13 protein-coding genes and 1 pseudogene are annotated in these 14275 nt (G+C 62.0%); 6 read left to right on the forward strand and 8 right to left on the reverse strand.

Annotated features, from left to right (window positions below):
• Nucleotides 1-41 precede the first annotated feature (41 nt).
• Nucleotides 42-1076 carry a fimbrial protein gene (locus tag HU730_RS17290; protein ID WP_080757688.1) on the forward strand — a complete coding sequence of 345 codons (1035 nt, stop codon included), beginning with the start codon at nucleotides 42-44 and terminating at the stop codon, nucleotides 1074-1076.
• Nucleotides 1073-1855 carry a molecular chaperone gene (locus HU730_RS17295; RefSeq protein WP_052199965.1) on the forward strand — a complete coding sequence of 261 codons (783 nt, stop codon included), beginning with the start codon at nucleotides 1073-1075 and terminating at the stop codon, nucleotides 1853-1855. Before HU730_RS17290 ends, HU730_RS17295 begins: the two co-directional genes overlap by 4 nt.
• Here the strand turns inward: HU730_RS17295 and rarD are convergent.
• The 3 genes from rarD to HU730_RS17310 all read right to left on the reverse strand — a co-directional run bounded on the left by rarD (nucleotide 1824) and on the right by HU730_RS17310 (nucleotide 4731).
• A complete protein-coding gene (rarD, locus tag HU730_RS17300; RefSeq protein ID WP_034127481.1) occupies nucleotides 1824-2705 on the reverse strand; it encodes an EamA family transporter RarD in 882 nt (293 codons plus the stop codon). The two genes, HU730_RS17295 and rarD, sit on opposite strands and share 32 nt — an antisense overlap.
• 36 nt (nucleotides 2706-2741) lie before the next feature.
• The gene (locus HU730_RS17305; protein WP_186527346.1) at nucleotides 2742-3752 is read right to left on the reverse strand and encodes an aldo/keto reductase; all 1011 of its coding nucleotides are present in this window, start codon (nucleotides 3750-3752) and stop codon (nucleotides 2742-2744) included.
• A 76-nt stretch (nucleotides 3753-3828) separates the two neighbouring features.
• Nucleotides 3829-4731, reverse strand: coding sequence for a LysR family transcriptional regulator (locus HU730_RS17310; RefSeq protein ID WP_054898442.1), 903 nt, complete (start codon nucleotides 4729-4731; stop codon nucleotides 3829-3831).
• Nucleotides 4732-4832: 101 nt separating this feature from the next.
• On the opposite strand from HU730_RS17310, the gene HU730_RS17315 reads away from it, so the two are divergent.
• Nucleotides 4833-5537, forward strand: a complete 705-nt coding sequence (locus HU730_RS17315; protein ID WP_034127478.1) for an SDR family oxidoreductase — start codon at nucleotides 4833-4835, stop codon at nucleotides 5535-5537.
• 48 nt (nucleotides 5538-5585) lie between these two features.
• Here the strand turns inward: HU730_RS17315 and HU730_RS17320 are convergent, their stop codons facing one another.
• Complete coding sequence (locus HU730_RS17320) at nucleotides 5586-6896, reverse strand: MFS transporter (protein WP_034127477.1); 1311 nt, start codon at nucleotides 6894-6896, stop codon at nucleotides 5586-5588.
• A gap of 157 nt (nucleotides 6897-7053) precedes the next feature.
• On the opposite strand from HU730_RS17320, the gene HU730_RS17325 reads away from it, so the two are divergent.
• A complete protein-coding gene (locus HU730_RS17325) occupies nucleotides 7054-8154 on the forward strand; it encodes a sugar diacid recognition domain-containing protein (protein ID WP_034127476.1) in 1101 nt (366 codons plus the stop codon).
• A gap of 205 nt (nucleotides 8155-8359) precedes the next feature.
• A complete protein-coding gene (locus tag HU730_RS17330; protein ID WP_186527345.1) occupies nucleotides 8360-9499 on the forward strand; it encodes a glycerate kinase in 1140 nt (379 codons plus the stop codon).
• Here the strand turns inward: HU730_RS17330 and HU730_RS17335 are convergent.
• The 4 genes and pseudogenes from HU730_RS17335 to HU730_RS17350 form a co-directional block, all read right to left on the reverse strand.
• Nucleotides 9489-10601, reverse strand: a complete 1113-nt coding sequence (locus HU730_RS17335) for a class II histone deacetylase (protein ID WP_186527344.1) — start codon at nucleotides 10599-10601, stop codon at nucleotides 9489-9491. The genes HU730_RS17330 and HU730_RS17335 overlap by 11 nt on opposite strands.
• Entirely contained in the window at nucleotides 10598-11500 is a 903-nt protein-coding gene (locus HU730_RS17340; protein WP_186527343.1) for an MFS transporter, read from the reverse strand. The genes HU730_RS17335 and HU730_RS17340 overlap by 4 nt, the downstream gene beginning before the upstream one ends.
• Before the next feature lie 22 nt (nucleotides 11501-11522).
• Nucleotides 11523-12395: a transporter gene (locus tag HU730_RS17345; protein WP_072446606.1), complete on the reverse strand. Its 873-nt coding sequence runs from the start codon at nucleotides 12393-12395 to the stop codon at nucleotides 11523-11525.
• 99 nt (nucleotides 12396-12494) lie between these two features.
• Nucleotides 12495-13466: pseudogene (locus HU730_RS17350) on the reverse strand (helix-turn-helix transcriptional regulator).
• A gap of 227 nt (nucleotides 13467-13693) precedes the next feature.
• Here HU730_RS17350 and HU730_RS17355 point away from each other — a divergent pair.
• A complete protein-coding gene (locus HU730_RS17355; protein ID WP_060764749.1) occupies nucleotides 13694-14206 on the forward strand; it encodes a GNAT family N-acetyltransferase in 513 nt (170 codons plus the stop codon).
• The last annotated feature ends 69 nt before the right edge of the window (nucleotides 14207-14275 follow it).

The following is a 14275-nucleotide window of genomic DNA, read 5'->3' on the forward strand; positions in this document are numbered from 1 at the left end:
GCGGCGCATGACTTATTCGATATGACAGAGGTGTTGTTTTCATGACTAGGTTTTCACTTGCCAGCGTGGTGCTGGGAGGATGGATGGTGGCGCTGGAAGCTCAAGCGATCACCTGTGCCCCCGGCCCGGCGGTGAATATTTCCATTCCCCCGATCACGGTTGCGGCCGGGCAGCAAATCGGGCAGGTGGTCGGGTCCGCCAACGGCTATCGCTTCGACAGTCCTCCATCGTCCGCGCTTCGGTGTACCACACGAATTGCTTTAGGGGCACAGGCCAGGCTGGCACTGGTCAATAGCACGCCGACGGGCCGGACATTTTTCGCTAGCGGGCTTTCAATGCCAGTGTATGCCACCAATGTGCCTGGGGTGGGGTTTGCCCTGATGGCGAGGGACCCGAACCGGCCGTTCATGGCCATCAACACGGCAGGTGTCACACTCATTGTTGGAGATGCCAGAGCAAGGCCCATCGTCCTTGGGCTTGATACCCGAATTTATTTTGTCGCTACAGGCGCCATAACGGGTGGCACGATCACCGCCAGAAACATTGCAAGGTATACGATCACCGGCACGCCCATCACCGGCGCTGGCTATTACGCAGTGAACTTCTCCAACGTCACCATCAATGCGCCACGAAAACCCACCTGCAGGGTCTCAACACCTTCGGTCGCCATGCCTATGCCGGCCGTGGCTGCTCGTGATTTTCGCGGCGTGGGCAGCTTCGCCGGCAGCGTGACCCGCAATATCACACTGTCATGTGCGGGTGGCATCGGCGGGGCAACGCGTGACGTATTTGTGACGGTGACAGACCAGACCGTGCCGGCTAATCGAAGCGATGTACTGTCCTTGACCCGTACCTCTATGGCCAGTGGCGTTGCTCTGCAATTACTACGGGGGAACACGCTGGTGCGCTATGGGGCTGACTCCACGACGATTGGGAACCCGAATCAGTGGCTGGTTGGCAGTACTGGCAATGCGACTGTCCAGATCCCTTTGACCGCACGTTATATCCAGACCGCCTCCTCGATCCGTCCCGGCAGCGCGAACGGGTTGGCGTCATTCACAATGAGCTACCGATGAGCAGCGCGCTTTGGCGCGGGGGCCTGGGCGTGCTGATGAGCTTGCAGGCAATCGCCGTGCAGGGCGAAATCGTGATTGACCGCACGCGTGTCATCTACCCGGTTACCGCACGCACGGTGGTGGTCAATCTGCACAATGAGGCTGACGGTCCGCGCCTAGTGCAAGCGTGGATCGATGATGGCGATGCGATGGCGGCACCCGAGAACAGTGATGTGCCGTTCACGATTACGCCACCCATCGCCCGTATGAACGCGGGTACCGGGCGCGCCTTGCGGATCATGCATGATCAAACGCCAAAACAGGTGGCCGACCGGGAGTCGGTGTACTGGCTGAACGTACTGGCAATCAGACCGAGCGTTGAGGCATCCGATGAAACCAACGCCCTGCAATTTGCCTTTCGTACGCGGATCAAGCTTTTCCTCCGGCCCGCCCAATTGCCGGGAAAGGTGCAGGACGTGGTTCATGCGCTTCAATGGTGCCTAAGCCGAGGGGACGACGTGGGGTTGGAGGTGCTCAACCCCACGGCGTATCACGTGACCTTGTCTGGTGTGGTTTTGACACTCGGTGGTGTGGAGCATCACAGCGAAGATCCGCCGATGGTTGCACCTTATGCTACTGCACGGGTTGCGATACCTGAGTTGCCTAGCGGCGACCTATCCGGCCCGCAATTACAGTTCACCACCTTGGATGATGATGGGGCTACTCAACATCATCAAGCACAGTTGCAGTTTGTCGACTGTTCGTCGGTCAAACCCTACGCTGCCGCACCAGATGCTTGAACCCTTCGAACACCAGCACCATGACCGCGATCCAGATCGGGATGTAGGTCAGCCATTGGCCTGCCTTGATCCCTTCACCCAGCAGCAGCGCCACCACCAGCAACAGCACTGGCTCGACATAACTGAGCAGCCCGAACAGGCTGAACGCAAGCAGCCGGCTGGCGATGATATAGCTCACCAACGCCGAAGCGCTGATCAGACCCAGTATCGGGATCAGCGCATACAAATTGGGGTGGGCATCCATCACTGCAAAGCCCTGTTCGCCGCTTTGCACAAACCACCATGCCACCGGCAGCATCAGCGCCATGTCCAGCCACAGGCCGCCCAGGTGGTCGGTCTTGAGGTATTTACGCACGATAAAGTACAGCGGGTAACCGATGATCACCACCAGCGTCGCCCAGGAGAACCCACCGGCCTGGTATAACTCGTTGAGTACCCCGAGCCCGGCAAAAAACACCGCGATCTTTTGCAGGTAGGAAAGCTGTTCGCCCCACACCAGGCGCCCGGTGAGCACCATGGTCAGCGGCAGCAGGAAGTAACCGACCGACACATCCAGGCTGCGCCCGTTCAGTGGCGCCCACATGAACAACCACAGCTGCACGCCGAGCAAGGCCGACGACACCAGCACACCGCCGATCAGCCGTGGCTTGGCCGCGAGCATGCGCAGCAGTTCCCAGACCCGGCGCCACTCGCCGCTGACAAGCATGAACACCGTCATGCAGGGCACGGTGAGCAACATGCGCCAGCCGAAAATCTCCAGGCCACTCAAGGGCGTTAGCAGTGATGTGAAGTAATACATCACGGCAAACAACACCGAAGCCAAGACCGATAACACCACACCTTTAGACACGTTGTCCTCGCGAAAGCCAATTATTGCGCGGGTAGTCTACAGGCGTGCCAATCGACCGGATACAAAATGCCCGACATCGTTGAAGCCGGGCGAGGACGAATGCCCCGGCGTGACCAGCGAATCAATGAACGCCTCGTCTTCAGCGCTGATCTTCACCGCCAGCGCCCCGGTGTAGGCGTCCCACTGCGCCTCGGTCCGTGGCCCGACAATCGCCGAGCTTACCGCCGCATTGTTCAGCACCCAGGCGATTGCGAACTCGACGATCCCCACGCCACGCCCTTGGGAGTATTGCTGGATCTGCTGGGCAATGCGCAGTGATTCAATTCGCCACTCGGTTTCCAGGATGCGTTTATCCTGGCGCGCGGCACGGCTGCCGGCCTCGGGCGTGACATCCGGTGCGTACTTGCCGCTGAGGACCCCTCGGGCCAGTGGACTGTACGGCACCACTCCCAGGCCGTAGGCCGCTGCAGCGGTGATCTGCTCGACCTCGGCCTGGCGATTGACGATGTTATACAGCGGCTGGCTGATGATGGGTTTATCGACGCCCAGGCGTTCGGCCACGCGAATCACTTCAGCGATGCGCCAACCCCGGTAGTTGGACAGGCCCCAATAGCGGACCTTGCCCTGGCGGATCAGGTCACCCATGGCGGACACGGTGACCTCCAACGGCGTGTCGTGGTCTTCGCGGTGCAGGTAGTAGATGTCCAGGTAGTCGGTATCCAGGCGTGCCAGGCTGGCGTCCAGCGCGTTGAACAGACGCTTGCGGCTCAAACCGCTGCGGTTGGGCACGCCGTCGGTAGTGCCGAAGCCGACCTTGGAGGCCACCACCCAGTCCTGGCGGTTGCGTGCAATCGCCTCGCCGACGATTTCCTCGGAGCGCCCGCCTGTATACAGGTCCGCCGTGTCGATGAAATTGATGCCCTGGTCCCAGGCCTTGTCGATGATGCGCAGCGAATCTTCGGTGCTGGTCTGTTCGCCAAACATCATGGTGCCGAGGGTCAGAGCGCTGACCTTTAACCCGGACTGGCCCAATGTGCGGTAATTCATGCAAAGCTCCTCACGCAAATGTAAGTGATGCAATACCAGACCCGAGCGCTCTGGAACAAGCCCTGGGGGCATTTCTTCATGTGCGTAGCAAAGTCAGGCAGCGGGCCTGTAAAAAACGGTGCAGCACTTTCACGCGTTCCGACACTTGCAGGCGGTGCGGGCACATCAGGTTGAACGGCGCGGGTTCGCCTTGCCAGTCGGGTAGCAAGGGTACCAACCGCCCAGCCTGGATATCACGGGCCACATCCAGGTTGGCCTTATAGGCAATGCCATGCCCCGCCAACGCCCAGCGGCGGACAATCTCGCCATCATCGCTGAGGTAGTCACCGCTCACCTCGACTTCTTGAAGCAACGCCCCCTGGCGGAAATACCAGGTGCTATTGGCCTGGCCCCGGCGCATATAGCGCAGCGTGCTGTGGTGGGCCAAATCTTCGGGCGTATGCGGAGTACCGTGGCGCGCCAGGTAGTCGGGGCTGGCGCAGGCAATGCGATGGTGATCGGGTACCACCGGCAGGGCCACCAGGCTGGAGTCTCTAGGCACGCCAAAGCGCAAGGCGATGTCGACCGTGTCGCGAAACAAGTCGGCATTGCTGTCGTTGAGCAACAGTTGCAGACGGATGGTGGGGTGCTCCAGCTTGAACTCATCCAGCCAGCCCAGCAGCACATTGCGACCAAAGTCCGAGGGCGCGGCCAACTGCAATAAACCACTGAGGCTCTGGCCCTGTTGCTTGATGGCGTGCTCGCCGTCCGACAGCGCCTCCAGTGCCACCCGCACACTGTCCAGGTAACGCCGGCCTTCTTCGGTCAGGCGCATGCTGCGGGTGGAGCGGGCGAGCAGGCGGATGCCGAGGCGGGTTTCAAGGCGCTTGAGGGCAATGCTGGCAGCCGCCGGCGTGAGGCCAAGGCCACGGGCGGCGGCCGTCAGGCTACCGGTGTCAGCGCTGCGCACGAAGACTTCAAGGTCGAGAATCGAACTCATTGATAAAAATCCTTTAAAGATCTTGTCGTTTTACCCGGATTTTTCATCGATTACCAAGCTGGGAAGATGAACGTTCACTTTCTGACCCAGGTAGTTTTCTCATGACCTCTTCTTTGAGCGGTAAAACCATCATCGTCATCGGCGGCAGCAGCGGTATCGGCGCGGCAGTGGCCCAGGCAGCCTTGGCGCGAGGCGCGCATGTGATCGTGGCCGGGCGCCGCTTGGCGCCAGGTTCCGACAGCGGGCTGCGCAGCGAGCCGGTGGACGTCACCGACAGCGCCTCGTTAACGCAACTGTTCGAAACCGTGGGGCGCTTTGACCATCTGGTCTACACCTCGGGGCCTTCGGTGCGGGCCAAGCCTTTGATTGAAACAGACCTGGATGAAGCCCAGGACAACTTCGATGTGAAGCTCTGGGGCGCACTACGCGCCATTCAACACGCGCTGCCCTTTTTGCACGAACAGGGCAGCATCACCCTGACCTCGGGCCAGCTGGGGCGCAAGTTGGCGACAGGGCAGTTCATCAAGACGGGCATTAACGCTGCGACCGAGGCCTTGGGCAAGCAACTGGCCAAAGAACTGGCGCCGCGTCGAGTCAATGTGATCAGCCCAGGGGTGATAGACACACCGGCCTATGCAGGGCTTGGCCAAGAGCAACGCTTGGCAATGTTTGCCAAGGCGGGCCAAGGGTTGCCGGTTGGGCGGGTGGGGCAGGCTGAAGAAGTGGCGGCGGGGTATGTACTGGCCATGGAAAATGGCTTTATGACCGGTGCGGTGGTTGATATCGACGGTGGCGGCCTGTTGTAAATACATGGTCCAAGTGGGAGGGAGCAGATCCCTCCCATGTTGAAGGCGTCAGGCCTTGAGCGTGCGCGTCATCCGCAATGCCAGAACACTGCCGCCCACAATCACCGCCGCCAGCAGGTACAACGCCACATCCGTAGACCCGGTGGCATCCTTCACAAAACCCACGATATACGGGCTGAGAAAACCCGCCATCTGCCCCATGGAGTTGATCAACGCCAAGCCACCCGCCGCCGCACCCGCGCTGAGCATGGCGGTGGGCACCGGCCAGAACATCGGCAGGCCGGTCAGGGCGCCCATGGTGGCGATGGTCAGGCCGAGAATGGCGATAGCGGGCGTAGTGGCAAAGTTAACGGCGATCACCAGGCCAATGGCGCCCATCAACATCGGCACCACCAAATGCCAGCGGCGCTCCTTGCGCAAATCGGCAGAGCGGCCCACCAGCAACATGAACACCGCCGCCAACAGATACGGGATCGCGCTGAGCCAGCCAATCACCAGGTTGTCGCTGAAGCCCATGTTCTTGATGATCGACGGCAGCCAGAAGTTGATCGCATACACGCCACTCTGGATGCAGAAGTAGATCAGACCGAATGCCCAGATCGCCGGGTTCTTGAACACTTCGGCCAGGGAGTCGCTGGTGGTTTTCGGCTTGTTAGCCAGGTCTGTGGCCTGGTCCGCTTCCAGTACCGCACGCTCATGGGGCTTGAGCCACTTGGCGTTGGCGAAGCTGTCACTGAGCAGGAAGTAGGCGAGGGCGCCGAGGACCACGGTCGGGATGCCTTGCAGCAGGAACATCCACTGCCAGCCCGCCAAGCCACCTTGGCCTGCGGCAAAGTGATTCAGAATCCAGCCGGAAAACGGGCTGCCGAGCAAACCGGACACCGGGATCGCCGACATGAACAGTGCCATGATTCGCCCACGGCGGAAGGTCGGAAACCACTGCGAAAGGTACAACACCACGCCGGGGAAGAAGCCCGCTTCAGCGGCACCGGTGAGCAGGCGCAGGGTGTAGAAATGCGTGGGCGTGGTCACAAACAGCAGGCATGTGGAGAGCGTACCCCACACGATCATCATCAATGCGATCCAGCGCCGCGGGCCAAAACGGGTCAGCGCCAGGTTGCTCGGCACGCCGCATAGCACGTAGCCGATAAAGAAAATCCCGGCTCCCAGGCCGTATACGGTTTCACTGAATTTCAACGCGTCGAGCATCTGCAGCTTGGCAAAGCCAACGTTTACCCGGTCGAGGTAATTGAACAGATAGCATATAAAAATGAAGGGGATCAGGCGCAGGGTAATGCGCTTGTAGATGGCGTTTTTATCGTCATCGCTGGCCAGTGCGGCAGTGGCGCTCTGTGACATGGGATTCTCTCTTTATTATGATTTTTCGCGGTGCGAGGGTAACGTTGACCGCCCTGACAGTCTCGGTGACGTGATGGGCAACTGTCTTTGTGCCGGCGCACAGTCAAGCCATCTTTGCGCTGTGCTGGTGAACAACCTTTTTCAGGAAATTAGCCCCATGTTCGAGCTGGATCATGCCCTGGCGCAGGAGATTGTCGATCGCACCATGGCAATCCTGCCCCATAACGTCAATGTCATGGACAGCCAGGGCTTGATCCTGGGCAGTGGCGAGCCGGAGCGTATCAATACCCGCCATGAAGGTGCCCAGCTAGTGTTGGCCAATGGGCGGGTGGTGGAAATCGACGGGCAGACCGCCAAGCATCTCAAGGGTGTGCAACCAGGTATCAATCTGCCGCTGCTGCATGATCAGCGCCTGATTGGCGTGCTGGGTATCACCGGCGAGCCGGATGGGTTACGCACCTATGCCGAACTGGTGCGCATGACCGCTGAAATGCTGGTCAGCCAACGCCACCAGCAGGCCGAACAACAATGGCGGCGCCAGCGTTGCGATGATCTGCTGGCCCTGCTGTTGGCCGATAGCGGCGACTCCCCGCGCCTGGTGGACGAAGCCCAGCAACTGGGGCTCAAGCCACAACTGGCGCGCACGCCGTATCTGTTTGAACTGGGCCCGGGCCAAACGGCGGAGGCCCTGAGCGCCTGGCTCGCCAGCCGCTACCCCGACAGTTGGTGCGTCAGTTCTGCGCAGTTTTCCTTGCTGTGGTGCCGACCTGCTGGGGTGCAGGTCGATAACCCCCGCTTGCTGGAAAAGCTCGACGGCCTGGGTTGGAACGTCCTGCGCGTGGCCATCGGCGGGCAAGCGGAGGGCTTGGCGGGACTGCGCCGCTGCTATCGGCGGGTGGGTGATCTGCTTGCTTATGGCCGCGATATCCTGCCGCAATCACGCCTGTTGACCCTCAACCGTTATCGCCTGCCGGTGATGCTGTGGCGTCATCGCAACGACGACGCCCTGGACGAATTGCTCAACCCGTTGCGCAAAGTGTTGGCCAAGGACAGCAACGGGCAACTGCTTGCCACGTTGCGCAGTTGGTGCGAGCACGATGGGCAAAGCCAGGCGTGTGCCGACGCCTTGGGCATTCACCGCAACAGCCTGCGCTACCGCATGGAGCGCATAGCCGAACTCAGCGGCGTAGACCCGCTGACGCTAGATGGGATGCTTGCCTTGTACCTGGGCGTACAACTGCTGCCCCACCCCCTGTAGGAGCGAGCTTGCTCGCGAAAAACGTCAACGATAACGCAGGTTGCCTTATTCAACGCGGCGCGTTCCGGTCTTTCGCGAGCAAGCTCGCGCCTACAACGGGCATTGTAGAAATGAACAACAAACCCGCCCCACACTTGTGCATCGGCCCCGCGTCATTGCCCCAGCCAACTGGCAGCATGGGCGTTATAAAAACCGGAGAAAGCCCATGAAAATCGTGATCGCCCCCGACTCGTTCAAAGACAGCCTGAGTGCCGCAGGTGTCGCCCAGGCGATTGCCGAGGGGTGGGCCGAGGTCTGGCCTGATGCCCACGTGCTTCAATGCCCGATGGCCGATGGCGGTGAAGGCACGGTGGATGCGGTGCTCGCAGCATGTAAGGGGCAATTGCGCCGGCAAACGGTCCGAGGCCCGCTGGGCGACAGCGTCGAAGCGCGTTGGGGCTGGTTGGCCGACAGCCATACCGCGATGATCGAGATGGCCGAGGCCAGCGGCCTGCAACTCGTCGCGCCGGGGCAGCGCGACGCCTGTTCCAGTACCACCTATGGCACCGGCGAGTTGATCCGCGCCGCGCTGGATGCAGGGGCGCAGCGCATCATCCTGGCGATTGGCGGCAGTGCTACCAACGATGGCGGCGCGGGGGCGATGCAGGCCCTTGGCGTGCAGCTATTGGATAGCGAACGCCAGCCACTGTCGGCGGGTGGGTTGGCGTTGGCGCGCCTGGCCCATATCAGCCTTGAACAACTCGACCCGCGCCTGGCGCAGGTGCGTTTTGAAATCGCCGCCGACGTCAACAATCCCCTGTGCGGCCCCCACGGTGCCTCGTCGATTTTCGGCCCGCAAAAAGGCGCGAGCCCCGAGCAGGTGGCACAACTGGACGCGGCCCTTGGGCACTTCGCTGACCATTGCGCCCAGGTGCTGCCCAAGGATGTGCGCGACGAACCCGGCAGTGGTGCCGCCGGTGGACTGGGCTTTGCTGCCAAGGCGTTCCTCGCCGCCCAGTTTCGTCCAGGGGTCGAGGTGGTTGCTGAACTGGTTGGCCTGGATGAAGCGGTGCGGGGTGCCGACCTGGTGATTACCGGCGAGGGCCGCTTCGACGCCCAGACCCTGCGTGGCAAAACCCCGTTTGGCGTGGCTCGCATTGCCCAGCGACAGGGCGTGCCGGTGGTCGTCATTGCGGGGACATTGGGCGAGGGCTACGAGCAGATGTATGCCCAGGGTGTGGACGCAGCATTTGCTTTGCCATCGGGTCCGATGTCACTGGAACAGGCTTGTCACGAGGCGCCGCGCCTGTTGCGTGAGCGGGCCTCGGACATTGCGCGGGTGTGGCGTTTGGCAGCTACTCGCTGACCCCGCGCGCCAACCGCTCCACCCACTGCGCTTGAAACCCCTGCAGCGCCGCACCGGGTTGCTGCAACTGCACAAACTCAAGCATCGGGTCTAGCACCGCTGTGCGCACGCCGCTCAATTCCTCCAGGGTCGCCAGGCCGCAGAACGGTACATAGGCTTCGCTGTAGCCGCCTTCGTGCACCAGCACCAGGCGGCCCTGACATAAACGATCGGCTGCCAGGCGCAGGGCGCGGGTCAGCAGACGGAACGATTCGCTGTGCAACAACATGCGCGCTAGCGGGTCGACGGCGTTGGCGTCATAACCGCAAGCAACGATGATCAACTCCGGCTCGAAGCGCTCCAGCGCGGGCACTACGATGCGTTCCATGGCGTGTAGATAGGTGGCGTGCCCACTGCCTGGGGGCAACGGAATATTGATGTTGGCCCCCACGCCGGCCCCGCGGCCTCGATCCTGGTCGCCGCTGTAGCCAGGCGGGTAGCAGCCGTCCTGATGCAGCGAAATCGTCAACACATCGGCCCGTTCTTCGAAGATCGACTGCGTGCCGTTGCCGTGGTGCACATCCCAGTCGATCACGGCAACTTTGCCCAATCCGTTGCGGGCCTTGGCGGCCTCGATGGCAATGGCAATGTTGGCGAGAAAGCAAAAGCCCATGGCGCTGTCTGCCAGGCAGTGATGCCCCGGTGGCCGCGACAGCGAATAGGCGTTGTGCGCCTGGCCCTTGAGCACCGCGTCCACGGCGGCCAGGGTCAGTCCGGCGGACAGTTGCGCAATCTCGTAGCTGCCCGGCCCGATCGGTGCCTGGGGGCCAAGCTCACCGCCACCCGCATCGCTCAAGGCCTTGAAACGCTGCAGGTAAGCGCGGCTGTGGACCCGCAGCAGATCCTCTTCACTGGCGGGCGGCGCGCTACACAGTTGTAGTTGGCGGCTCAATCCGGAGACATCCAACAGGCTTTTCAAGCGGCGCTTGGTCTCCGGTGACTCGGCATGCCCGCTGCCGGCCGGCGGCTGCACCCAGCCGCCCACGGGCAGGGTCAGCGCATGGGCGCCGGCGCTGTGCCACAGGCTAATTTCGTCGAAGAAAAATGCGGTGGTTGGGTTCATACCGGTTCCAGTTCAGTGGGGGAGTGGGGACGGCTGGCGACGATCATCACCAGAGACAGCAAGGTCATAGCGGCTGCACCAAGCAGCAACAGGCTGAACCCGCCGCTGGCCTCGATCAGGCGGCCGGCGAGCGCTGGGCCGATGGCCAGGCCGCCGCCGATGACCAGGTTGGAGGCGTTCATCAGCTTGCCGCTGTGATCGAGGTCGGCCAGGCAGGCCAGGATCGGCGGCAGAATGAAGGTCCAGGTGAATTTGAACAGCAGCGCCGCCAAGGCAAATCGCAGCAATGCGGGCTGGCCAAGCAACAAGAGCACCGCTGCCGCCATCAACAGGTAGCCCAGCAGCAACAGCACTCCACGCGGCAAGCGGGCCCCGATCAGTGAAGCGCTCGCTGCCCCGGCAATGCCCATCACGGTGGCGATGGCGAGGATTTCGCCGCCGTGCTGCGCCGAAATCCCGGCACTGGCGCCCAAGGCACCGATAAAGGTCCATACGCCCCCCAGGCTGATGTAAAAGGCCAGCACCGCGCCAACCCCCAGGGCGGCTTTCCAGCGTGAACCGGGCAATACCGGGGCGCTGGCAGCGCGCAACACCAGCAGTCCGGCGTAGGTGTCGGCCAGCATCGACAGCAGGTTGGCGGCCATGAACAGCAGCGCGGCGACCCGGGCGGCGGTGCGCCAGTCAACCCGCTTGAGCCACCACCAGGCGGGCAAGGTCGCCAGGCTCATGGCGCCCAGCTCCACGGAAAACAAGTCGCCGATACGCGCTGGGCTCAGTTGCCACTGGCTGGCCAACTGCGCGGCCACGGCGGGAGCTGTCATCAGGATGGTCGGGGTGATGGCGGCAAACAGCACGATCGCTGCCAGCCGTGCCGTTATCGCAGGGTTGGAAATGGGCATTTTCAAGCTCCAGGGAAAGGGGTCAGAACACATGCACCAGGCGCAACAGCGCTTCGGTGCCGGCATAGCCATTGGAAGCCGCAACGCTTTGCGAAAGGCTGACCATCAGTTGGTTCTGCCGGTCGAGCCAATGCCCGAGTTCGAAGCCGACTTGGGTGTAGCGCTTGTGGGTGTCGTCGAGGCGGCGGTTGTCGAGGCGCAGGGCGCCACCGTCGGCCTGGATCAGGCGCAGTGCACCGTAAGTGGCGGCGCTGAAGTCATACGAGGCAAAAGCCTGCAGGCGATACAGCGGGGCTTGCTTGAGTTCGCTGCCAAAGTAATCGTCATTGCGGCCATAGAGCTGGGCTTCCAGGTTGGCTTCCAGTACCCAGTTTTCGCCGATGCCGTGGGTGTAGTTGTAGACAAAGGTGGCGCCCCAGCGATTGGCACCGGGAGAGACGTCCGGGTTTTGACTGTGATACTCACCCACCGGCACGGTGATCAGGCTCAACAAACCGCTATAAGTGCGCGAAGCCGGGTCGTTGACGAAAAACAGCGTGCCGCCCACCTGTGGATCGCCCATGCCGCGCTCGCGGCTGCGCTGGTTGGCGCCGGGCAGGCGTGCGCTGATGTCGGCAAAGGGCAGGATGAATTGCGGCGTGCACAACGTGCCGCAGGCGTCGGTGAAATACACCTGACGGTAAGCCACGGCGTTGACCCTGAGGTCGGCCTTGCCGGTGCTGTCGGCGGGGCCATGGAAATCGCCGGCACGGGTGGCGGGCAGGTACAGCACACCCAGGCGGGTGCCTGGTGGAGCGGCGAAAAAGTCGCGGGCGTTGAGGTCGGCAGCCTGGCTGTCGAGGCTGAACAGGCTGGCGCACAGCACTGCCAGGTTACGTAAGCGTGTGGAAGTCATGGCGAAGCGTCTCGTGTCAGAGAAGGCCGGAAAATGGGCAACAGCAGCCCGAGACCGTAAAAAACGACCGTGGCAAAACCGTGGGAGAAACGGGCAGGGTCAGTCGGGCGGGGCGTGCACCAGGTGCGCTATGCGCGCCTTGTCCTTGACGCCGAGCTTGGCGTAGATGGCGCGGATATGGTGACGCACGGTGTTGGGTGAGAGGCCAAGGTCGCGGGCCACTTCCTTGTAGGTCTTGCCCTCGCCAAACCCTTGGGCTACGTCGTTTTCCCGTGGGCTGAGCTGGGGCAGGGCGCGGTTGAGGCGCGCGGCCAACAGCTATTGGTCGCCCACCGGTGACGCCTGGATATGGATGCGCTTGCCGTCATGCCCGCGCTCATCCAGCAACACCGGCAGGGTGGGGCCACGCCATTGCGGCCATTCGCTGAGCAGCAGGTCGACAAAACCGCGCTCGGCGCATTGCAACACACCCCGTGGGTCGCACACCGCCAGGGCCAGATTGCGCGGGCTGGCCAGGGTTTCACGCATGGCCACCAAGGTGCGGATCTGGTTTGCCGAGACCGCCGCCACCAGATGCAGCATCAGGTTATTGAGTAACTGGCAATCCTGCGCGTTGAACGTGGGCGCAGTGGGCTGGCGGTAGAGCGTCAGGTGGTGGCTGAGGTGGGTTTGCGGGTCGATATGGATCACACACAGCAATTCACCCAGGCCGTGGCGTTGCCCCAGCCAATTCAAGGCGCTGCCGTTGGCGGGGTCGCGCATATCGATAATTACTGCCTCGCCAGGCGAGGCATGCACCCGTGCAACGGTAACGTCCAGATGGCGGATCGACTGCCAGTCCGCCAGGTAGTCGGGTGGCAACTGATAGAGATAGCTGTTGTGCTCTTGCGGCAGACCGTGGATGACAGCCGAGCGTCCCCACCAGGCACTGTCGAAGGCCAGCAATTGGCTGACGCGTGCCAGGGCATGGCGCTGGAAGTGTTCGATGTCCTGATGTTGGGCCAGCCGTTGCAGGTCCAGGGTCAGGGTGCTGAAGGCCTGTAACAGGCCCGAGTGATCAAAACGGTTCATGGGTGTTCCTCTGTGGGACTTTTTTTGTTGTTCTCGTCACAGGGTGAAGGCCGAAGCGTCGGGTTGACGGGGCAGGGCCTGGGCAGAGTATCGGCGCTGCGCATATGGATCGCCATCGTTCAGATGCAGGATGGTGCTGGTCGGCCAGTGGGAAAACTCCCGGCTCGTCAGCCAGGCGCTTAGCCTCTACACTGGCCCGCCACTTGTCTTTCAAAGGATGAAATGCAATGCACCCACCTGAACCGTCTATCGTGATCCAGCGTTTTACCGAGGCCCACCTGGAGGGCGTCGCCGCGCTCTACAACGAACCGGCTGTTTGTCGTCAGGTGCTGCAAATGCCTTTTCAGTCTGTTGAGATGTGGCGCAAGCGCCTGGTGATGGATAACGAGCGGCGCCTGCAACTGGTGGCGGTGCAGGGCACTGAGGTGATTGGCCAATTGGGGCTTGAGCAGTACTTGCGTGTACGCCAGAGCCACGTTGGCTCATTGGGGATGGGCGTGGCGCCCGCCTGGCAGGGCAAGGGTGTCGGTTCGCGGCTGTTGGCGGCCGCGTTGGAGGTAGCCGACAACTGGATGAACCTGCGCCGTGTGGAGCTGACTGTTTACGCGGACAACGAGCCTGCGCACAACCTGTACCGCAAGTTCGGCTTCGAAGTGGAAGGGCGGTTGCGCGACTATGCCCTGCGTGATGGTGTGTTTGTCGACACCTTCAGCATGGCGCGCCTGCGCACGTCGGCTTGAGCCTGTAAAACTGTGGGAGCTGGCTTGCCCTAATGCCAGTCAGTTAATACAGAATCGGTAACTGTGGCG

The sequence above is a fragment of the Pseudomonas sp. SWRI22 genome (assembly GCF_014268395.2).
GTDB classification, from domain to species: Bacteria; Pseudomonadota; Gammaproteobacteria; order Pseudomonadales; family Pseudomonadaceae; genus Aquipseudomonas; species Aquipseudomonas paracarnis.